Annotated in this window: 17 protein-coding genes; 7 read left to right on the plus strand and 10 right to left on the minus strand. The window is 66.5% G+C overall.

Annotation, left to right across the window (positions count from 1 at the left end):
• Positions 1-68: 68 nt before the first annotated feature.
• Positions 69-974, minus strand: coding sequence for a cytochrome c oxidase subunit II (coxB, locus tag ACILRJ_RS00955; RefSeq protein ID WP_395679438.1), 906 nt, complete (start codon positions 972-974; stop codon positions 69-71).
• Between the two features lie 312 nt (positions 975-1,286).
• On the opposite strand from coxB, the gene putA reads away from it, so the two are divergent.
• From putA to ACILRJ_RS00970, 3 genes are read left to right on the plus strand one after another with little or no spacing between them, the layout of a single operon-like run.
• A complete protein-coding gene (putA, locus tag ACILRJ_RS00960) occupies positions 1,287-4,436 on the plus strand; it encodes a bifunctional proline dehydrogenase/L-glutamate gamma-semialdehyde dehydrogenase PutA (RefSeq protein ID WP_395679440.1) in 3,150 nt (1,049 codons plus the stop codon).
• Positions 4,437-4,459: 23 nt separating this feature from the next.
• Positions 4,460-4,693: a hypothetical protein gene (locus ACILRJ_RS00965; RefSeq protein ID WP_395679442.1), complete on the plus strand. Its 234-nt coding sequence runs from the start codon at positions 4,460-4,462 to the stop codon at positions 4,691-4,693.
• 42 nt (positions 4,694-4,735) lie between these two features.
• Complete coding sequence (locus ACILRJ_RS00970; RefSeq protein ID WP_395679444.1) at positions 4,736-5,614, plus strand: hypothetical protein; 879 nt, start codon at positions 4,736-4,738, stop codon at positions 5,612-5,614.
• Positions 5,615-5,625: 11 nt separating this feature from the next.
• On the opposite strand, the gene ACILRJ_RS00975 is transcribed toward ACILRJ_RS00970, so the two are convergent.
• The 3 genes from ACILRJ_RS00975 to ACILRJ_RS00985 form a co-directional block, all read right to left on the minus strand.
• Complete coding sequence (locus tag ACILRJ_RS00975; RefSeq protein WP_395679446.1) at positions 5,626-5,754, minus strand: hypothetical protein; 129 nt, start codon at positions 5,752-5,754, stop codon at positions 5,626-5,628.
• 82 nt (positions 5,755-5,836) lie between these two features.
• On the minus strand, positions 5,837-6,154 hold the full coding sequence (locus ACILRJ_RS00980) for an addiction module antidote protein (protein WP_395679448.1): 318 nt from the start codon (positions 6,152-6,154) through the stop codon (positions 5,837-5,839).
• Positions 6,151-6,453 carry a type II toxin-antitoxin system RelE/ParE family toxin gene (locus tag ACILRJ_RS00985; protein ID WP_395679450.1) on the minus strand — a complete coding sequence of 101 codons (303 nt, stop codon included), beginning with the start codon at positions 6,451-6,453 and terminating at the stop codon, positions 6,151-6,153. The genes ACILRJ_RS00980 and ACILRJ_RS00985 overlap by 4 nt, the downstream gene beginning before the upstream one ends.
• A gap of 116 nt (positions 6,454-6,569) precedes the next feature.
• Between ACILRJ_RS00985 and ACILRJ_RS00990 the strand changes: the two genes are divergently transcribed.
• On the plus strand, positions 6,570-7,703 hold the full coding sequence (locus ACILRJ_RS00990; RefSeq protein WP_395679452.1) for a hypothetical protein: 1,134 nt from the start codon (positions 6,570-6,572) through the stop codon (positions 7,701-7,703).
• Between the two features lie 540 nt (positions 7,704-8,243).
• On the opposite strand, the gene ACILRJ_RS00995 is transcribed toward ACILRJ_RS00990, so the two are convergent.
• Entirely contained in the window at positions 8,244-9,584 is a 1,341-nt protein-coding gene (locus ACILRJ_RS00995; RefSeq protein WP_395679454.1) for an OmpP1/FadL family transporter, read from the minus strand.
• A gap of 216 nt (positions 9,585-9,800) precedes the next feature.
• Between ACILRJ_RS00995 and ACILRJ_RS01000 the strand changes: the two genes are divergently transcribed.
• Positions 9,801-10,679 (plus strand): hypothetical protein, encoded by an 879-nt coding sequence (locus ACILRJ_RS01000; protein ID WP_395679456.1) that lies wholly within the window; start codon positions 9,801-9,803, stop codon positions 10,677-10,679.
• A gap of 3 nt (positions 10,680-10,682) precedes the next feature.
• On the opposite strand, the gene ACILRJ_RS01005 is transcribed toward ACILRJ_RS01000, so the two are convergent.
• Genes ACILRJ_RS01005 through ACILRJ_RS01025 form a run of 5 tightly spaced genes read right to left on the minus strand, consistent with a single transcriptional unit; the run spans position 10,683 to position 16,767 of the window.
• Positions 10,683-10,919 (minus strand): formate dehydrogenase subunit delta, encoded by a 237-nt coding sequence (locus tag ACILRJ_RS01005; RefSeq protein ID WP_395679458.1) that lies wholly within the window; start codon positions 10,917-10,919, stop codon positions 10,683-10,685.
• Positions 10,916-11,755 (minus strand): formate dehydrogenase accessory sulfurtransferase FdhD, encoded by an 840-nt coding sequence (gene fdhD / locus ACILRJ_RS01010; RefSeq protein WP_395679460.1) that lies wholly within the window; start codon positions 11,753-11,755, stop codon positions 10,916-10,918. The genes ACILRJ_RS01005 and fdhD overlap by 4 nt, the downstream gene beginning before the upstream one ends.
• Positions 11,742-14,648 carry a formate dehydrogenase subunit alpha gene (gene fdhF, locus ACILRJ_RS01015; protein WP_395679462.1) on the minus strand — a complete coding sequence of 969 codons (2,907 nt, stop codon included), beginning with the start codon at positions 14,646-14,648 and terminating at the stop codon, positions 11,742-11,744. The genes fdhD and fdhF overlap by 14 nt, the downstream gene beginning before the upstream one ends.
• 44 nt (positions 14,649-14,692) lie before the next feature.
• Positions 14,693-16,237, minus strand: a complete 1,545-nt coding sequence (locus ACILRJ_RS01020) for a formate dehydrogenase beta subunit (protein WP_395679464.1) — start codon at positions 16,235-16,237, stop codon at positions 14,693-14,695.
• Positions 16,234-16,767, minus strand: a complete 534-nt coding sequence (locus ACILRJ_RS01025; protein ID WP_395679466.1) for a formate dehydrogenase subunit gamma — start codon at positions 16,765-16,767, stop codon at positions 16,234-16,236. Before ACILRJ_RS01025 ends, ACILRJ_RS01020 begins: the two co-directional genes overlap by 4 nt.
• 305 nt (positions 16,768-17,072) lie before the next feature.
• Here ACILRJ_RS01025 and ACILRJ_RS01030 point away from each other — a divergent pair, with 305 nt between their 5' ends.
• Together ACILRJ_RS01030 and ACILRJ_RS01035 are read left to right on the plus strand one after the other, a co-directional pair.
• Positions 17,073-18,626: an alkaline phosphatase D family protein gene (locus tag ACILRJ_RS01030; protein WP_395679469.1), complete on the plus strand. Its 1,554-nt coding sequence runs from the start codon at positions 17,073-17,075 to the stop codon at positions 18,624-18,626.
• 499 nt (positions 18,627-19,125) lie between these two features.
• The gene (locus ACILRJ_RS01035) at positions 19,126-19,725 is read left to right on the plus strand and encodes a class I SAM-dependent DNA methyltransferase (RefSeq protein WP_395679471.1); all 600 of its coding nucleotides are present in this window, start codon (positions 19,126-19,128) and stop codon (positions 19,723-19,725) included.
• Positions 19,726-19,800: the final 75 nt, after the last annotated feature.

Genomic DNA, 19,800 nt, shown 5'->3' on the forward strand with positions numbered 1-19,800 from the left:
GCAGCAGCCATGATCTGGAACCTCTCTAATCTTCGCTCGCGTTCACGCGTGAACGCACAAATTTCCCGTCAACCTTGCGATGCAGGTGCCGGCGCCGGGGTCGCCTGCGCGGTTGCACCGGCCTTGGCGGCGGCCGCGGCAGCTTGCTGCGCGGCCAGCCATTGTTCAAATTCGGCCTTCGGCAATGCCTTCACGACGATCGGCATGAAGCCGTGGTCCTTGCCGCACAACTCCGCGCATTGGCCGCGGTACGTGCCCGGTTCGTCGATCTTCGTCCAGTTGTCGTTGATGATTCCGGGGATCGCGTCCTGCTTCCAGCCGAGGCTCGGCACCCACCAGGCGTGGATGACGTCGTCGGCGGTGATCACGAAGCGCACCTTGACCCCCACCGGCAGCACCAGCGGCTTGTCGACGTTGAGCAGATAGCTGGAGAAGTCACCGTCCTTGACCGAATGCGGGTCGATGCCCGAATCGAGCTGGCGCGCCTTGTTCGAGTCGGCATCGAGGCTCGACACGAAATTCACGCCGGTCGCCTTGTTGTAGTAGTCGACGTACTCGTAACGCCACTTCCACTGGTAGCCGGTGACCTTGATGGTCATGTCCGAATCCTTCGCGTCGGCCATGTCGACCAGCAGCTTGGTCGCCGGCCACGCCATCACGACCAGGATCACGATCGGGACCACGGTCCAGATCGCCTCCATCATCGTGTTGTGGCTCCACTTCGCCGCGACCGCACCCTTTGATTTGCGGAAGCGCACCATCGCCACGATCATCGCGCCAAACACGATGATGCCGATCACGACGCAAACCCAGAAGGCGAGCATGTGCACGCCGTGGATGCGCTGCGAGATCGACGTCACGCCCGGAGTCATGTTGAGCTGCCACGGCTGCGGATTCGCGAACGCGGCGCCGCTCGCCAACGATGCGAGTAGCGCGAACGCGCGGCGGGCGCGCTGGACCCCGGATGAAATCATCGCCATCACCTTTCTGGTTTGCTCGGATGCGCCCCAATGCGCAGTCGCCGCGACGGCCCGACGGGCCCTCGGCCCATGCGCAAAGTCGGGAGCGTAACCCGACAATGATAGTGGAGCGTGCGCGGCAGCGGCAACCTCGCGCCCGCCAGCGGCGCTGCGCGGCTGCGCCAAACTGCCGCAGCCGGCGCCAGCCCGAAGCCGCCATATGCACCTCGCAAGGCCGCCGGCGGCCTTGGCCCCCGCCCGCCGCGTCACTACACTAGCGGGCCCCGCGCCACGGGCCCTTGCGGCGCGCCGTTGCCGAGATCCGCCTTGAGCGAACCGCTGCTGCCCGAAGTTCCCCCTGTCGCCGATCCGGTGTGGGCACGCATGACTGCCGCGTGGACCCGCGACGAGGGCGAAGCCGTCGACGAACTGCTCGCCCAGGCCAGCCTGCCGCCGGTCGAGCGCGAGGCGGTGCTGGCGCGCGCCTCCGAACTCGTCGCCGGCGTGCGTGCTCGGGCCAGCAAGCAGAGCGCGGTCGAGTCCTTCATGCGCCAGTACGACCTTTCCAGCGAGGAAGGCGTGCTGCTGATGTGCGTGGCCGAGGCACTGCTGCGCATCCCCGACAAGCTGACCGCGGACAAGCTGATCCGCGACAAGCTCGGCGAGGCGGACTGGAAGAAGCACCTCGGCGGCAGCGATTCGGTGTTCGTCAATGCCTCGACCTGGGGCCTGATGCTGACCGGCCGGCTGGTCAATCTTGCCGACGAGACGCGCCGCGACGTCACCGGCGCGTTCAAGCGTCTGGTCGGTCGCGCCGGCGAGCCGGTGATCCGTCTTGCCGTGCGCCAGGCGATGCGCATCATGGGCCACCAGTTCGTCATGGGCCGCACGATCGAGGAAGCGCTCGACCGCTCCGCGCAGAAGGAGCACGCCGCCTACCGCTATTCCTACGACATGCTCGGCGAATCCGCGCTCACCGGCGCCGATGCCGAGCGCTACCACCGCGCCTACAAGGATGCGATCGACGCACTCGGCCGGCGCGGACCGTTCGACAGCGTGCTCGCAGCGCCGTCGATCTCGGTGAAGCTTTCCGCCCTGCATCCGCGCTACGAAGTCGCCAAGCGCGCGCGCGTGCATGCGGAACTGACGCCGAAGCTGCTCGAACTCGCGCAGCTCGCCAAGGCGAACGGCATCGGCATGACCGTCGATGCCGAAGAATCCGACCGCCTCGAACTTTCGCTCGAAATCATCGGCGCGGTGTTCGAGCACGAATCACTGGCCGGCTGGAATGGTTTCGGCCTTGCGGTGCAGGCGTACCAGAAGCGCTGCCCGTTCGTGATCGACTGGCTCGCCGAGCGCGCGCGCAAGACCGGACGCCGCTGGTGCGTGCGCCTGGTCAAGGGCGCGTATTGGGATTCGGAGATCAAGCGCGCGCAGGAACTCGGCCTCGCCGGGTATCCGGTCTACACGCGCAAGCCGAACACCGACGTGTCCTACCTCGCCTGCGCGAAGCGCCTGTTCGCGGCCGGCTCCGAGTTGATCTACCCGCAGTTCGCGACCCACAACGCGCACACGATCGCGGCGATCCACCACCATGCGCAGCGGCGTCCGTTCGAGTTCCAGCGCCTGCACGGCATGGGCGCCGACCTCTACGCCGGCGTCATCGGCGAAGACCACCTCGACGTGCCGTGCCGCGTCTATGCGCCGGTCGGCAGCCACGAGGACCTGTTGCCGTATCTGGTCCGTCGCCTGCTCGAAAACGGCGCCAACACCTCGTTCGTGAACCGCGTCGTCGACGAGAGCGTGTCGATCCGCGACCTCGTCGCCGACCCTTGCGAAACGGTCCGCGCATTTTCCTCCAAGCCGCACCCGCGCATCGCGCTGCCGGTCGGTCTCTATGGCGACAGCAGGAAGAATTCCATGGGCGTCAACCTCGCCAACGACAACGAACTCAAGGCGCTCGCCGAAGCCGTCAATGCGCCGCGCGCGCCGTGGACCGCCGCACCGCTGGTGCCGGGCGCGACCAGCAACGAAACCGCCCGCAAGGTCACCAGCCCGACCGATCGCCGCCAGGTGATCGGCGAAAGCCGCAACGCCGATGCGGCGACGATCGAGAAAGCACTCGCGAATGGCGTCGCTGCGCAGCCGGAGTGGGATGCGTTGCCGGCGGCGAGCCGCGCGACGATCCTCGAGCACGCGGCCGACCTGCTTGAGCAGCGTCGCGGCGAGTTCATCGCGCTGTGCGTGCGCGAAGCCGGCAAGACGATTCCGGCCGCAATCTCCGAAGTGCGCGAAGCGGCCGACATGTGCCGCTACTACGCGGCGCTCGCACGCAAGCTGTTCGGCCAGCCGGAAACGCTGCCGGGCCCGACCGGCGAATCGAACCAGCTGTTCCTGCGCGGACGCGGCGTGTTCGTCTGCATCAGCCCGTGGAATTTCCCGCTCGCAATCTTCATGGGCCAGGTCGCGGCCGGCCTCGCCGCCGGCAACGCGGTCATCGCCAAGCCGGCCGACCAGACCACCCTCGTCGGCCATGCCGCGGTCAAGCTGCTGCACGAAGCCGGCGTGCCGCCGGCGGTATTGCAGTTCGTGCCGGCCAAGGGCTCGGTGCTCGGCAACACCCTGCTCACGAAACCCGAGGTCGCCGGCGTCTGCTTTACCGGCTCCACCGAAACCGCGTGGACGATCAACCGCACGCTCGCCGCGCGCAACGCACCGATCGCCGCGCTGATCGCCGAGACCGGCGGCCAGAACGCGCTGATCGCCGATTCATCGGCGCTGCCGGAACAGCTGGTCAAGGACGTGCTCGCGTCCGCGTTCGATTCCGCGGGCCAGCGCTGCTCGGCCGCGCGCGTGCTGTTCGTGCAGGAAGACATCGCCGACAAGGTCATCGCGATGCTCAAGGGCGCGATGGACGAACTGGTGGTCGGCGATCCCGCCAAGCTCTCGACCGACGTCGGTCCGGTCATCGACGAACCCTCGCGCACGTTCCTGGTCGAGCACGCCGCGCGCATGGACCGCGAGGCGAAGAAGATCAACGAGGCGAAACTCGCGCCCGGCACCGAGGAAGGCACCTTCTTCGCACCGCGCGCGTACGAAATCCCGGCGCTCTCGCTGTTGACCCAGGAAGTGTTCGGTCCGGTACTGCACGTGCTGCGCTGGAAGGGCAGCGAACTCGACCAGGTCATCGACGCGATCAATGCGACCGGCTTCGGCCTCACGCTCGGCGTGCACAGCCGCATCGACGCGACCATCGAGCATATCGCCAAGCGCGCCAAGGTCGGCAATTGCTACGTGAACCGCAACCAGATCGGCGCGGTCGTCGGCGTGCAGCCGTTCGGCGGCGAAGGCCTCAGCGGCACCGGCCCGAAAGCCGGCGGCCCGCACTACATCGTGCGCTTCGCGACCGAGCGCACGCTGACGATCAACACGACGGCGGCGGGCGGCAATGCGTCGTTGTTGACGCTGGGTGAGTAGGTTGTCTTCTGAAGGAGCGCGATATGGGCGAGTTCACAGTCGAGCACAACGCGATAGATTCGGCAGGGAAAAGCCAGCCAGTTATCGAATGGCGAGGAGATCACGGAACAGCTCAAGTGCATGATGATGCTGATCTGAAGGACCCGAAGTTCTATTCGCGCTATACGCTTTCTGACGGCACCACAAAATTGGAGCTGCAGGCAGATGGACGCAAGCTTCGGGATCCAAACGGGAACTTCCTAGAACTCGAGAAGTAGGTAGAAAGTTGACAACACTATCCGTTTCGCTGCGAGAACATCATGGGATTGAAGCTGTGGTTCCTGCCAAAGCCGTCCGAAGACGTGATGTTGAGGATGATCGCAGGCTTGGTCGCGTCAATTCATACCCCGATTGTGCAGACTGCGAAACGGGAAATAGATGAAGCGACATCAACGCTGCCATCTTTGCGATCAAGAGGCATATTGTCGCTATTGATGATGCAAGTGTCGCTCTTGTCGGCTCTGGCAACGATCGAAAAGAAGCACCCAAAGCGGGTCGCGCGTGCACTCTACGAACAGTTCGAGAAGACTGCTCTCGACACCTTCGAGCTTGGGGATCGACAGCAAGTTTCCGCGGCTTTCCAACGGCTAAAGGCTGAGATTGGGGACGCGTTTGGGACAGAATCAGTCGATAGAATCAACAGAGCTGGGCTCACGCTTCTCACTTTGGCTTGCCAAAACAATACGACCTTCAACGGTAATCAGCTTGGCGCAACCTGCCTCGCCTCAATCAAGGTGTGGTCTGAAGCCGAAAAGTTCGCCGATATCGCGCTCTTGGCGTACACGGATTGGAAAGACAAAACCGCCTATGACGCGTTTCTACGGTCGTCATCTAAGGTGGTTATTGCGGGCTACCGCTCAATTGCTAAGCAGCACGGTCTATCTCCGAGCCTTGCCGTTTCTGACTACCTCATTATGGAAACATATTCGACTATTTGCGAATCTTTCCGAGCCGCTGCAGAGAGTCGGGGAGAGCGGATTGCCGCAGAACAGTTGAATCGCATCGCCCTGAAGTTTCTTCAGGTCAGGGAGCAAAGCGGCGATGAGTTCTACCGCGAGCATTTGGACTACGAAATTGATCGCTACCTGAACTCCGGCCTTCGCGAGGACTATCAGAAGGGTATTCGGTTGTTCCAATGACCCGACCCGGCTCACAGCAGTTCGCGCCCAACCGGACCGTCTTCGAGTGAAGCCGCGTCGAGATGCCAGCGCGCGGACGACTTCGGACTCGCCGCGAGTCGGTCCGCGAAGCTGCGATGCGCCGGCGTTATGGACAGCACGCGCTCCTTGATGGCGCGTTCGACGACCGAATCGGCTTCGACGCCGCGACAATTCGCTATGTTATTCAGAGTCGACGTGCGGCTATCGCGATTGCGCATGCAGGCGCACGCCGAGTGCGCGCGTGACTTTCAGAATCGTGTCGTAGCGCGGTTTCGCGCCGACGGCCAGCGCCTTGTACAGGCTTTCGCGCCCGAGCCCCGAGTCCTTCGCGAGTTGCGTCATGCCGCGCGCGCGCGCCGCTGTCCTGACCGCCGTGAGGAACATTTCGGGGTCCGGATCTTCGAGCGCCGCGGTAAGGTATTCGGCGACGGAATCATCGTCCGTCAGATAAGCGGCCGCATCAAAGTCCCTCACGCCGAGCGCCACGAGGGATTTCGGGTTCGCCTTCGTGATCTTCATTTCGACTCCTTGAGGTAACGCGCCATCTCGATCGCGCGCTTGATGTCGCGTCGCTGCGTCGACTTGTTGCCGCCGACGAGAAGCAGGTAGACGGCGTCGCCGATACGCGTGAAGTACACGCGGTAGCCGGCCCCGACATGGACGCGCATTTCCGAAATGCCTTCGCCAACTGGCTCGCAATCACCGACGTTGCCGGCCTGCGCGGACTCGATGCGCTGCGCGATCCGCGCGCGTGCCTTCGCGTCGCCGAGCCGGCGAAGCCAAGTGTCGAACGCTTCCGTGCGGACGAACCGATTCATGGCCCATCATGCCGTATCCGATCGGATACGGCAAGTCTTGCCGCCGCCATGCCGTTGTTCGGGTTTTCGCCACGCCTTCGCGTACTGGATCGGGAAACACCGCTCCGGAGACGATCATGCGCACCCGCGCCTGCACCATCCTTGCCGCGCTTGTTCTGCTCACGCTGCTGCCTTCCGTCTCGACCGCCGCCACCTGGTGCGTGCGCAATGGCACCGAACTGCAGCAGGCGCTGACCGACGCCGCCGCATCCAGCAGCGACGACGAGATCCGCGTGCGCGAGGGCATCTACACCGTGTTCAACCAGCCGTTCACCTACAACAGCCAGAACGCGGGCTGGCTGTTCGTCACCGGCGGCTGGTACACCATCGACAACAACGACTGCGCGCAGCAGCGGCTGGAGGCGTCGCGCACGATCCTCGAAGGCGCCGGCCAGCACCAGGTGCTGCGGCTGTACCGCCAGAACGGCAGCACGCTGACCTCGCGCATCGGCGTGCAGAACCTCACCCTCACCAACGGCTGGGGCGATCCGTCGCTGAACCAGCAGGGCGGCGCGCTCGTGATGGCTTCCTACGCGGATGCCTACACCGAGTTGTGGCTCGACAACCTCGTCGTCAGCAACAGCAGCGCGCAGTTTGGCGGAGGCGCCGAGCTGTACGTGACGAACGGCATGGTGCGCGTCGCCAACAGCCTGTTCGCGAACAACAACGCTGCGATCGCGGAGGCGCACATCGCGATCAGCGCGCCCTCGACCGAGCCGGGCGCGACCAGCGCGGTAATCCTCGCCAACAGCACGTTCGTCGGTGGCCGGTGTCCGGGCGGCAGCGGGCGTGGTTGCAGCGTGCGCGCGGGGCTCGGCGGCGGCGTGCGGATGGACATCGTCAACAGTCTGTTCCACGACAACCAGATCTCCGACGTCGACCTCGAAGGACTGGCCTTCGTCGGCCTCGGCGATGGCACCGCGTACGCCGACTCCAGCCTGGTGGCGACGACGGGCGGTTCGCTGGTGCTCGATGCGACGCGCGCGCTCGCCGGCGATCCGCATTTCATCGATGCGCCGAACCGCAACTACCGCCTGCGCGACGATTCGCCGTTCATCAACCAGGGCCTCGGCATGGTGCCGCTGTATCCGTTCTTCAGCGCCGATCTCGACGGGCAGCTGCGCACGCGCGATGGCACGCTCGACCCCGGCGCCTACGAGAACCGGACCTGGGATTTCATCTTCGCCAACGGGTTCGATTCTGAGGGCTGAGGGCTGGGTGGGCTCCGACATCCGGGACCGAGTAAGTTGCTCTGCTTCCGCGCGCAGGAGCGCGCTGCTCCGGATCGGGGTCCCCTTCGGCAACGGTGAACGGCGGACGAAACAGCCCGCAGGGGCGCGCGCACGATGCGCGCGCGTTCGCCGTCAGCGCACGGATGCGCTGTCGGCGAACCTCGGCCGATGTTCACGCACCCGCTGGGCAGGATGCCCGGCGGGCGTTGCCGTTGGGGTGCCCTTCTCTTTGGTGACTTTCTCTTGGGGGAAGCCAAGAGAAAGTTACCGGCCCGCAGGGATGCGGGACGAACACGCACGGACGCGGGTAGGTCCTCGCACGAAAGGAGTCAAAGTGAATCGTGCGAGCCATCCATGGCCCTGCCGGAAATCGCTCCTGCATTTCGACCCACATGGATGTGGGGAGTGTCCGCAGGTGTCGGGAACACCCGCGGGCCGGCATTCCGTCCATCCATGGACATCAAAAGCGACGGGCACCCGAAGGTGCCCGCCGGTCCCTCCCCAATGGGTGCGCTCGCGTCAGAAGATGTACTGCCCCGAGATGCCGAGTACGTTGCCGGAACTCGAGAACGAACCGACCAGGTGGTTGAACGTCGAAGTCGTGTGGTCGATCTTGCCGTCGTCGACCCACAGGTGCACGTAACCGGCGTCGAAGCGCAGCGCGTCGCTCCACTTGTAGCCGACACCGACCGAGAGCCAGGTGCGGCTGCCGTCAGGCACGCGCGGCGTGCGCGTGATGTCGTTGGTCGGCGTTTCGTCGTAGGCGATGCCGGCGCGCAGGGTCCATTGATCGTCGAGGCGATAGTCGCCGCCGATCGAGTAGAACCAGGTGTCGTCCCAGTTGAAATCCTGCGCGCGCGTGAACGGTGCCATTGTCGGCGACTCGTAGCGGATCAGCAGGTTCTTGAAGCTCGACCAGTGGGTGTAGCCGATGTCCGCACCGAAGCTCAGGCGATCATCGAACGTGTGCCACCAGCTCGCGGTCACGAACCACGGCGTGTCGAAGTCGGCTCGGCCGGCCTGATTGACGAACGCGCCGCCGAGCAACGGCAGCACATTCGAGGGCACCAGGAAATTCGCATCGCCTTCGAGCGTGTGATCGATCTGAGAGTGGTAGCTGAGGCCGATGCGATCGCTGCCGGTCGGCTTCCACAGCAGGCCGAGCGTCCAGCCGTAACCCCAGTCGTCGCCCTTGAGGCCGCCGTACCCATCCGCTTCCTGCGGCAACAGTGCGCCATTGGTCGGGGCCGCGAGGATCGTGCCGAAATCGACGACCTGGGTCAGCTCGGCGCTGGTGCGTTGCGCGATCAGGCTGCCGCCGATCGAGAACTGGTCGTTGATGCGGTAGGAGGCAGCGAATGCGAGGTCGATCGACTCGAGCTTCGAAAGCACGCCTTCGTAACGCAGCACCGAACGATCGTCGTATTCGGTCTGGAAGCCGAACGGTGCGTTGATGGTCGCGCCGACTGTCCAGGCGTCGTTGATCCGGTGCGTGAAATACATTGCCGGCACCGGCTTGGTGATGCCACCGTCGCCGCCGTTGCCGCCGCTGATGGGCTGGCCGAGCAGATCGGTACCACTGCCGCTGAACTCGGTCTTGAAATTGATGACATTGAGATCGGCCTGGGCGCAGTTCCCGGCGCCCAGATCGCTCATCGCCGCCGCGTTCGTCGCCACCACCGAGCAATCGCCCGGCGCCGCGGCACTGCCCGCATAGGCGCGACCGAGTCCCTGTACGCTGTTTTCCTTCAGCTGGAAGCCGCTCGCCTGCGCGTCCTGGGCCATGAAGGCCGCCGCGAGCGCCAAGGGCAGGGCGGCAAGCGCCGGGGCTAGCCAGGTCCGATGGGTCTTGTGCTGCATACAGCGCTCCTTGGAGGCGAACGGTTTCTTTGCGGGTCTGTAACGAATCCGCAGCGATCTTAACGTCAAGTTCTGCAATCTGGCCATCGTGCGCTGCCGCAAACGGGAGCGTATGGTTGGAGGCGGGATGCCAGCGGGGACGGGGCGTTTCGTGAACGAGGCCCATGAACCGTCGACCGTCCCTCGTTATGGTCGCCCCTACACCGAGGAAACAGCATGCGGACGCCGTGGATCCTTGCAGCCGTGACGCTTGCCGCCGCATCCGGGCTGGCCACCGCGGCCAGCACCGTGCGCCTGCCGGGTTCGATGTGCCCGGGGGGTGACGCGATCTTTGCCGACGGTTACGAAAGCCCGACGGCAATCCCGCACGATCCGTCCAATGGCAGCGGCGGCGCTTTCCCGGGCAACGTCACGCGCACGATCAACGTGGCCGGCATCGGTACGCGCAGCTACTACCTGCACGTACCGCCCGGCTATGCGCCATCGCAATCCGCACCGTTGCTCCTGGCGCTGCGCGGTCAGTCGCTGCCAACCGCGAGCGCGGCTCAGCAGGTGCGCGCCGACTGGACGAGTTGGGCCGACAGCAATGGTTTCCTGGTGCTCGCAGCGGTCGGCAATTCGACCCAGGGCGGCTGGGGCGCGAATGGCGACATCGCCGAAATCAGCGCCGCGCTCGACGATGCGCTCGCCGCCTACAACATCGAGCGCAGCCGCATCTACCTGTGGGGTTATTCGGCAGGCGCGCACTACGGCCATGCGCTCGCGCTCTCGAACACGGACTATTTCGCCGCGTATGCCGTAAGTGCGGGATCGCTCGAGCAGTACGCGTGCACCGACGACGGCTCCTTCCCGCCGACCTGCGCGAGTCTGCTCGCCGCGACGCTGCCGAAAATCCCGGTCGACATCCACATTGGCAACAGCGATCCGCTGTACACCCAGTACGGCGCCGGGGCAGATCCGCAGCGTTTCCAGACCGGCGGCTGGATCACGAATCGCAACCTGTACTTCACGCTCTTCGTCGGCGGGCACATCTACACAAGCGCGCATCTCGGCCAGATCTGGAACCACCTTTGCCCGTTCGCGCTCGGACCGTAGCGGTCAGGCGCGCGCGGCAGGATCGTCCTGCGCCAATCGCGCAACGCCCTCGCGCGCAAGCGCGCCGAGCCCGGCACCGCCCGCCGCGAGATGCGCGTGGATCTGCCGGCGCATGCGTGGCTCCCAATACCGGCGGATGTGCGCCGCGACTCCCGCGACAGCGGTTGCATGATCGGGCTCGGAGTGGAAGAACGCGGCGATGTCATTCGCCATCCTCACCAGAGGTCCGACGCCACTCATGCCTGCTCCTGCGCCATTTCGGCGATGCGCTGCGGGTGCGCGTAGACGACGTGATCGTCACCGCGCGCGAAGCCGACCAGGGTCACGCCGGCCTGCTCGGCGAACTGGATCGCGAGCGCGGTCGGCGCCGAGATCGCAACGAGCAGGGTGATCCCAGCGGTCGCGGCCTTCTGCACCATTTCGTAGCTCGCGCGGCTCGTCACGACGAGGAAGCCCTCGTTCACGTCTGCGCCGGCCCGCGCCAGTGCGCCGACCAGCTTGTCGAGCGCGTTGTGGCGCCCGACATCCTCGCGCAGGAGCACGAGCCCGCCGGCGGCATCGAACCACGCCGCCGCATGCGTCGCGCCCGTTGCCACGTTCAGTGGCTGACCTTCGTGCAGCTTAGCGAGAGCGCCAGCGAGGACGCGCGCATCGATGCGCGGCCCTGCACCGACGCGCGGAGGTTGGCGCAGCGCATCCTCGAGCACCTGCGCGCCGCACAGGCCGCACCCGGTGCGGCCGGCCAGGTTGCGTCGCCGTCGACGCATCGCTTCGGCGCGCGCGGGCGGCACCTGCAGACGCAATTCGATGCCCTCGATCAGGCGATGCACATCGATGCCGTGCAGTTCATCGGCCGCGTCGATCAGCGCCTCGCTCAGCGAGAAGCCGAGCGCGAGATCCGCGAGGTCGTACGGCGTCGCCATCATCACGACATGCGGCTCGTCGTTGTAGACGAACGCGATCGGCACTTCCTCGGCGATCGCATCGTCGGCGCTTTCGATCACGCCCGCGTGCCGACGGAGCACCGTGCGGCGCACACAGCCGGCCGGCTCGCTGATCGGCTCAGTGCGGGGCATCGAGGGCCGCATCGCGTGCCTGCTCCAGCAGCGCCTGCTGCTGCTCGTCGAACGCATGGAAGCGCTTCTGCCACTCCGATGGCTGGCTGACGCGCGTGACCTCGACCGCGGTGACCTTGTACTCCGGGCAGTTGGTCGCCCAGTCCGAGTTCTCGGTCGTGATCACGTTCGCGCCGGAGCCGGGGAAGTGGAACGTCGTGTAGACGACGCCCGGCTGCATGCGCTCGCTGATCGCCGCGCGCAGCACGGTTTCACCCGCGCGGCTCGCCACGCCGACCCAGTCGCCATCGCGGATGCCGCGCTGCTCGGCGTCGTGCGGATCGATCTCGAGGCGATCCTCGTCGTGCCAGCGGCTGTTCGGCGTGCGTCGCGTCTGCGCGCCGACGTTGTACTGGCTGAGGATGCGCCCGGTGGTGAGGATCAATGGATACTTCGCGTTGACCTTTTCGCTGGTCGGCACGTACTCGGTCAGCATGAAGCGACCCTTGCCGCGCACGAACGTATCTACGTGCATGGTCGGCGTGCCTTGCGGGTGCCCGGCGTCGCACGGCCACTGGATGCTGCCGAGTTCGTCGATGCGCGCGAAGCTGATGCCGGCGAAGGTCGGCGTAAGGCGCGCGATCTCGTCCATGATTTCGGACGGATGCGTGTAGTGCATCGGATAGCCGAGCGCATTCGACAGCAGCTGGGTGATTTCCCAGTCGGCGTAGCCGCGCGTGCCGTCGGAATTCCTCGGCTCCATCACCTTGCGCACGCGCGAGACGCGTCGCTCGGCATTGACGAAGGTGCCGTCCTTTTCGAGGAACGTCGAGCCGGGCAGGAACACGTGCGCGAACTTCGCCGTCTCGTTGAGGAACAGGTCCTGCACGACCACGCATTCGAGCGCCGACAGCGCGGCGGTGACGTGCTGAGTGTTCGGATCGGACTGCGCGATGTCCTCGCCCTCGATGTAGAGCGCCCTGAAACTGCCGTCGAGCGCGGCCTCGAACATGTTCGGGATGCGCAGGCCGGGCTCCGCCTGCAGGTGCACGCCCCAGGCCTGCTCGAAGCTCGCGCGCACCGCGTCGTCGGAAACGTGGCGGTAGCCGGTGAACTCGTGCGGGAACGAGCCCATGTCGCACGAGCCCTGCACGTTGTTCTGCCCGCGCAACGGATTCACTCCGACGCCGACACGCCCGATATTGCCGGTCGCCATCGCGAGGTTCGCGATCGCCATCACCGCGGTCGATCCCTGCGAGTGCTCGGTCACGCCAAGGCCATAATAGATCGCTGCTTTGCCACCGCTCGCATACAGGCGAGCCGCCGCGCGCACATCGGCGGCCGGGACGCCGGTAACGTCTGCGGTCGCTTCGGGTGACCGCTCCGCCGCGCCGACGAACGCGCGCCAGCGCTCGAAGGCGGGAATTTCGCAGCGTTCGCGCACGAACGCCTCGTCGACAAGACCTTCCGCAACGACGACGTGCGCAAGCGCATTCAACAGCGCGACGTTGGTGCCCGGCCGCAGGCGCAGATGGAAATCCGCCTCGACGTGCGGCGTGCGCACCAGTTCGATGCGGCGCGGATCGGCGACGACCAGCTTCGCCCCCTGGCGCAGTCGCCGCTTCATCTGCGAGGCGAACACCGGATGCGCATCGGTCGGGTTCGCGCCGATCACGAAGATCACGTCCGCCTGCATGACCGAATCGAAGTCCTGCGTCCCGGCCGACTCGCCGAGCGTGCTCTTCAGACCGTAACCGGTCGGCGAATGGCACACGCGCGCGCACGTGTCGACGTTGTTGGTGCCGAACGCCGCGCGCACGAGCTTCTGCACCAGATAGGTCTCTTCGTTGGTGCAGCGCGAGGAGGTGATGCCGCCGATCGAATCGCGCCCGTGTTCCGCCTGGATGCGCCGGAACTCGGACGCGGCGTGCGCTATCGCCTCGTGCCACGACACCTCGCGCCACGGATCGGAGATCTTCGCGCGCAGCATCGGTTTCAGGATGCGCTCGGGATGGGTCGCGTAGCCGGTCGCGAACCGGCCCTTCACGCAGGAATGGCCGTGGTTCGCCTGGCCATCCTTGTTCGGCACCATGCGCACAAGTGCGTCGCCGCGCATCTCGGCGCGGAACGAGCAGCCGACGCCGCAATAGGCGCAGGTCGTCACCACGCTGCGATCCGCCTGCCCCTGCTCGATCAGCGACTTCTCCATCAGCGCGCCCGTCGGGCAGGCCTGCACGCAGGCGCCGCACGACACGCATTCCGAATCCATGAACGGGTCGTCCTGGCTGGCGACGATCTTCGAGGCGAACCCGCGCCCCTGCACGGTCAGCGCGAACGTGCCCTGTTGCTCGTCGCACGCGCGCACGCAGCGCGAGCAGACGATGCACTGCGCAGGATCGAAGCGGAAATACGGGTTGGACGAATCCGCCCCGGCGTGCAACGGATTGCCATTGCCATCGGCGCGCATTGGCGCGAAGTGCCCGGCCCCATCGAAGCCGTAACGCACCTCCTCGACTCCGACACGCTCGGCCATGGCCTGCATCTCGCTTGCGAAACTCCCGGCGAATGCGTCAAGCGGGTGGTCGGACAGATACAGCTCCATCACCCCGCGGCGCAGCTGCTCCAGCTTGCCGCCGTGGGTCGTCACCCGCATGCCCGCCGCTACCGGCGTCGTGCACGACGCGGGAAAGCCCTTCATGCCCTCGATCTGCACCAGGCACAGCCGACACGAACCGAATGCATCGAGCAGTTCGGTCGCGCACAGCTTCGGAATCTCGATGCCGATCTCCGCCGCCGCGCGCAGCACGGAGGTACCTGCCGGCACGCTGACCGCGCGCCCGTCGACCGTCAGCGCAACGGACTGGGTTGCGCGGGATTTCGGCGTACCAAGATCGGTTTCGGCGATCGACAACATGGCATTGCTCCGCTGCTTCTCTGCTTCGTCATCGTGGATGTCGCTCAACCCTTCCCGCCGGGTATTTCAAAATCCTCGCGGAAGTGCTGCAACGCGCTGCGTACCGGGTCCGGCGTCAGGCCACCGAGCGCGCACAGCGACGCGCTGCGCATCGTCTCGCACAGGTCGTCCAGCAGTGCGAAGTTCTTTTCGCGCTCGATGCCGGCACGCAGGCGATCGAGCACCTCGACACCACGGGTCGAGCCGATCCGGCACGGCGTGCACTTGCCGCACGATTCCACCGCGCAGAACTCCATCGCGTAGCGCGCCTGCTCCAGCATGTCGACCGTGTCGTCGAACGCGACGATGCCGCCGTGGCCGAGCATCGCGCCGATGGCGGCGAACGCTTCGTAATCGAGCGGCGTGTCGAATTGCGACTCCGGCAGATAGGCGCCAAGTGGTCCGCCGACCTGCACCGCGCGGATCGGCCGCCCCGAATACGATCCGCCGCCGTAGTCGTACAGCAGCTCGCGCAAGGTCACGCCGAACGCCTTCTCGACCAGCCCCGTGTACTTGAGGTTGCCCGCAAGCTGGATCGGCAGGGTGCCGCGCGAACGACCTACGCCGTAGTCGCGATAGAACTCCGCGCCGCGCTCGAGGATGAGCGGCACCGAAGCCAGCGAGATCACGTTGTTGACGACGGTCGGCTGACCGAACAAGCCCTTGATCGCGGGCAGCGGCGGCTTGAAGCGCACCTGTCCGCGCCTGCCCTCGAGGCTGTCGAGCAGCGAGGTTTCTTCGCCGCAGATGTAGGCCCCGGCGCCGAGCCGCACTTCGAGCTCGAAGCGCCGACCGCTGCCGTGCACGTCGGCGCCGAGCCAGCCGCCGGCGTAGGCCTTCGCGATCGCCGCTTCGAGCGCGCGATGTGCGTGCGGATACTCGCTGCGCAGGTAGATAAAACCGTGTTCGGCACCGACCGCGAGGCCGGCGATCGTCATGCCCTCTACCAGGCAGAACGGATCGCCTTCCATCAGCATGCGATCGGAAAATGTGCCGGAATCGCCTTCGTCGGCATTGCAGACGATGTATTTGTGCGCGGACGGGGTATCCAGCACGGTCTTCCACTTGATGCCGGTCGGGAACGCGGCGCCGCCGCGGCCGCGCAGGCCCGACTCGGTCACGACCTGCACGATGTCGGCGGGCGCCAGCGCGAGCGCATTGCGCAAGCCGCGATAACCACCGTTCGAAATATAGTCCTCGACGTCGAGCGGATCGCCGATGCCGACACGCGCAAACGTGAGGCGCTCCTGCCGAGCGAAAAATGGCTGCTCCTCGACGCGACCGATGCGCAGCGCATGCGCGCCACCGCCCAGGAAGCCGGCTTCGAACAATCCGGGCACATCCGCGGCGGCGACCGGCCCGTATCCGATCCGATCCCCTGCTTCGACCTCCACCAGTGGTTCGAGCCAGAACAGGCCGCGCGAACCGGTGCGCACGAGCTCGATCGCGATCCCGCGCGCGTGCGCCTCCGCGACGATCGCGCTCGCGATCGCCTCGGCGCCGAGAGCGAGTGCCGTCGCGTCGCGCGAAACGTACACACGCACGCTCATGTACTTGCCTCGCGCATGCGCCGCACCAGTGCGTCGAACGCATCCGCCGTCACGCGTGCATGCAACTCGTCCGCGTCGACCAGCAGCGACGGGCCGCAGCCGCAATTGCCAAGGCAATACACCGGTTCCAGCGTGATCGCGCCGTCGGCTGTGGTCTGATGGAAATCGATGCCGAGCGAGTGCCTTGCATGCGCCTCGAGCGCGCGTGCGCCTAGCGCCTGACACGCTTCGGCACGGCACAGGCGCACGATGTGGCGGCCCGGTCGCGTGCTGCGGAAATCCGGATAGAAACTGGCGACGCCATGCACCTCCGCACGCGTCAGGTTGAGGCCGTGCGCAACCACCGGCAACGCCGCGGGTGGTATCCAGCCGAGCGCATCCTGGACCGCGTGCAGGATCGGCAGCAATGCGCCCGGACGCGCGCGATGCGCGGCCAACGCGGCCTCGACGACGGCGAGTTCGTCGGCAGCCAGATCGACCGCGTGCTCGCGCCGGCGCGGCGACTCCAACGGACGCGGTTGCACGGCCATTTCACACTCCGTCGGTCTTCGCATGGCTTGCGGGACAGCCCGCCCGTCACTCTACAACAGAGCCTAGCGGGAGGGGCGTCATGGCGATCGGATGCGCGTCCCACCGGCGTTTCGACTTCGCTCGCTCACGCTCGCTGCGCTCGATGCGAACGGGCTGGAGGAACGCCACGCTCGACGCGAGCGGGTGAAGCGCGAGCGCGCGGCCGCGCGGCGCATGACTTTTTCGCGCAACGCGCGCGCCATTGGACTGCCACGATGGCCGGCGATGCTGCACGGTGTCCTTCGACAAAGACCGGGCGCGACGCATGCACGACGCCACGCGCGGCCACGCTGGCTGGTCGCGACGACAATTCATCCTCGGTGGCGCGTCCGCGCTCGGGCTCGCCGGCCTCGCGCTCGGCAGCGGCCCGCCGATGCGCGGTCGCTTCGACGCGTACCCGTTTGCGCTCGGTGTCGCCTCGGGCGATCCGTCGGCGGACGGCTTCGTGTTGTGGACGCGCATCGCCACCGCGCACACGGACGCCCTGTTCCTGCCCATGCAGGACTACGAGGTCGACTGGGTCGTCGCCGAAGACGAGGCGCTGTCGCGCGTGGTGCGGCGCGGGCGCGGCATCGCGCGCGCCGAGTCCGCGCATGCACTGCATGTCGAAGTCGACGGCCTCGACGCCGACCGCTGGTACTGGTACCGGTTTCACTGCGGTGGCGAGGCAAGCCCGATCGGGCGCAGCCGTACCCTGCCCGCGGCCGGCGCGCGCGTGCAACGCCTGCGCCTCGCGCTCGCCTCGTGCCAGCACTACGAACACGGCTGGTACGCCGCGTACCGGCACATGCTCGGCGATGACCTCGATCTCGTCCTGCATGTCGGCGACTACATCTACGAAGGCTCGTGGGGTCCGCAGCTGCGCCGGCACGAATCGCCGCACGGCGCGCAAACTTTGGCCGACTACCGCAACCGGCATGCCTGCTACAAGTCCGACGCCGACCTGCAACGGGCACACGCCGCGTATCCGTGGCTCGTGACGTGGGACGATCACGAAGTTTCGAACGACTACGCCGGCCTCGTTTCCGCTTACGGAGAGGCGCCGTCCGCGTTCGCAACGCGCCGCTCGGCGGCCTACCGCGCCTACTGCGAACACATGCCGCTGCGCGCACGCAGCCGCGCGGGCAACCTGCTGTACCGGCGCTTCGCATTCGGCGACCTCGCCACGTTGAGCGTACTCGACGACCGCCAGTACCGGGCTGCGCACGCGTGCGCCGAACGCGGCGCGCAACTCGGGACCGATTGCGGCGAGCTGCGCGCTCCGCAACGCAGCCTGCTCGGTGCGCACCAGCAGGAATGGCTCGAACGTGGGCTCGCCGACAGCGATGCGCGCTGGAACGTGATCGGCCAGCAGACGCTGGTCGCGCCATTCGTGTCGCGCGGCGACGACGCCATCGAACGCGTGTGGAACGATGGCTGGGACGGCTATCCGCGCGCGCGCGAACGCCTGCTCGGCTTCATCGGCGAGCAACGCATCCGGAACGTGGTGACGCTCGGCGGCGACGTGCACGCGTTCTACGCCAACGACCTCAAAGTCGACTTCGCCGACCCGGCCAGCACAACCGTCGCGAGCGAGTTCGTCGGCACTTCGATCAGTTCGGCCGGTGACGACTACGCCGAACGCGTGCGCGACCTGCACCTGAATCCGCACGTGCGCTACTTCGACAGCCGCTCGCGCGGCTACCTGCGCTGCGAGATCACACCGGACCTGTGGCGCAGCGACTGCGTCGCGGTCGACGACGTGAGCGACCCGCACAGTCGTGCGCGCACCCTTGCGAGCCTGCATGTAGAGACCGGCCGCGCAGGCGTGCAAGTCTGAATCGAAACGCCCGGGCTCGGCGCCATCGCCGGCGTTTCGACTTCGCTCGCTTGCGCTCGCTGCGCTCAACGCGAACGGAGTCGGTATCGCGCTGCACTCGACCCAAACGGAGTGGACCACCGGCTGCGCTCAACGCGAACGGAGTCGGTATCGCGCTGCACTCGACCCAAACGGAGTGGACCACCGGCTGCGCTCAACGCGACTGGAACAGTCCAGGCGTCCCCGAGTCCGTTCGCCCTGAGCGCAGGCCTGCAAGGCCGGAGTCGAAGGGCTCGGCGCCACCGCCGGCGTTTCGACTTCGCTCGCTTGCGCGAGCTGCGCTCAACGCGAACGGAAGTGGCGTCGCGCTGCGCTCGCGAACGGAGGTGGTGTCGGGCTGCGCACGACGCGAACGGAGTGGGTGTCGGGCTGGGCCCGACGCGAACCGGCGGAGCGGGAATCGCCGCGATCAGCGCAACTCGCATACCATGCGTGCTGCATCGGTGGACGGACGGCCCGCATGGCCAAGCAATACGATCGCGCCTATTACGACAAGTGGTACCGCAGCGCGCAGCACCGCGTCGGTTCGCGCGCGGAACTCGCGCGCAAGGTCGCGATGGTCGTGCATCTGGCCGAGCACTATCTCGCGCGACCCCTGCACAACGTGCTCGACATCGGTTGCGGCGAAGCGCCGTGGCGCGCGCCGCTGCTCAAGCTTCGCCCGAAACTCGACTACCGCGGACTCGATTCGAGCGAGTACGTGGTCGAACGCTACGGTCGTTCGCGCAACATCGGCCTGGCGACGTTCGGCCAGCTCGGCGAGTTGCGCTTCGATACCCGCTACGACCTGATCGTGTGCAGCGACGTGCTTCATTACGTGCCGGCCGCGGAATTTCGGCGCGGCCTCGCCGGCGTGGTCGAATCGCTCGAAGGGCTGGCGTTCCTCGAACTGTTCACCTCGCGCGATGGCGCCACCGGCGATACGCGCGGCTTCATCGCGCGCACTCCGGCGTGGTACCGCGCGCGCTTCACCGGGGCCGGCCTGTTGCCCTGCGGCTCGCATGGCTATCTGTCGCCGCGCTTGATGCGCTCGGTCGCGGCACTCGAAGTGCTTGCGTAGGGCGGGTCGAGCGCGCAGCGCGAGTCCCGCCGTCACCACCTTCATCGTCAAGCATCGGCGGCACGCGCGTTGCGC

The sequence above is a fragment of the Dokdonella sp. genome (genome assembly GCF_044227025.1).
Lineage (GTDB): Bacteria > Pseudomonadota > Gammaproteobacteria > Xanthomonadales > Rhodanobacteraceae > Dokdonella_A.

Bases quoted from the DNA above. Each gene is read 5' to 3' on its own strand.
- ACILRJ_RS00990 (WP_395679452.1), top strand. From the start codon at position 6,570: ATGCGCACCCGCGCCTGCACCATCCTTGCCGCGCTTGTTCTGCTCACG.
- ACILRJ_RS00980 (WP_395679448.1), bottom strand. From the start codon at position 6,154: ATGAAGATCACGAAGGCGAACCCGAAATCCCTCGTGGCGCTCGGCGTG.
- ACILRJ_RS00985 (WP_395679450.1), bottom strand. From the start codon at position 6,453: ATGAATCGGTTCGTCCGCACGGAAGCGTTCGACACTTGGCTTCGCCGG.
- ACILRJ_RS01000 (WP_395679456.1), top strand. From the start codon at position 9,801: ATGCGGACGCCGTGGATCCTTGCAGCCGTGACGCTTGCCGCCGCATCC.
- ACILRJ_RS01005 (WP_395679458.1), bottom strand. From the start codon at position 10,919: ATGAGTGGCGTCGGACCTCTGGTGAGGATGGCGAATGACATCGCCGCG.
- ACILRJ_RS01035 (WP_395679471.1), top strand. From the start codon at position 19,126: ATGGCCAAGCAATACGATCGCGCCTATTACGACAAGTGGTACCGCAGC.
- fdhD (WP_395679460.1), bottom strand. From the start codon at position 11,755: ATGCCCCGCACTGAGCCGATCAGCGAGCCGGCCGGCTGTGTGCGCCGC.
- coxB (WP_395679438.1), bottom strand. From the start codon at position 974: ATGATTTCATCCGGGGTCCAGCGCGCCCGCCGCGCGTTCGCGCTACTC.
- ACILRJ_RS00970 (WP_395679444.1), top strand. From the start codon at position 4,736: ATGGGATTGAAGCTGTGGTTCCTGCCAAAGCCGTCCGAAGACGTGATG.
- ACILRJ_RS00965 (WP_395679442.1), top strand. From the start codon at position 4,460: ATGGGCGAGTTCACAGTCGAGCACAACGCGATAGATTCGGCAGGGAAA.
- ACILRJ_RS00995 (WP_395679454.1), bottom strand. From the start codon at position 9,584: ATGCAGCACAAGACCCATCGGACCTGGCTAGCCCCGGCGCTTGCCGCC.
- ACILRJ_RS01025 (WP_395679466.1), bottom strand. From the start codon at position 16,767: ATGGCCGTGCAACCGCGTCCGTTGGAGTCGCCGCGCCGGCGCGAGCAC.
- ACILRJ_RS01020 (WP_395679464.1), bottom strand. From the start codon at position 16,237: ATGAGCGTGCGTGTGTACGTTTCGCGCGACGCGACGGCACTCGCTCTC.
- ACILRJ_RS01030 (WP_395679469.1), top strand. From the start codon at position 17,073: ATGCACGACGCCACGCGCGGCCACGCTGGCTGGTCGCGACGACAATTC.
- fdhF (WP_395679462.1), bottom strand. From the start codon at position 14,648: ATGTTGTCGATCGCCGAAACCGATCTTGGTACGCCGAAATCCCGCGCA.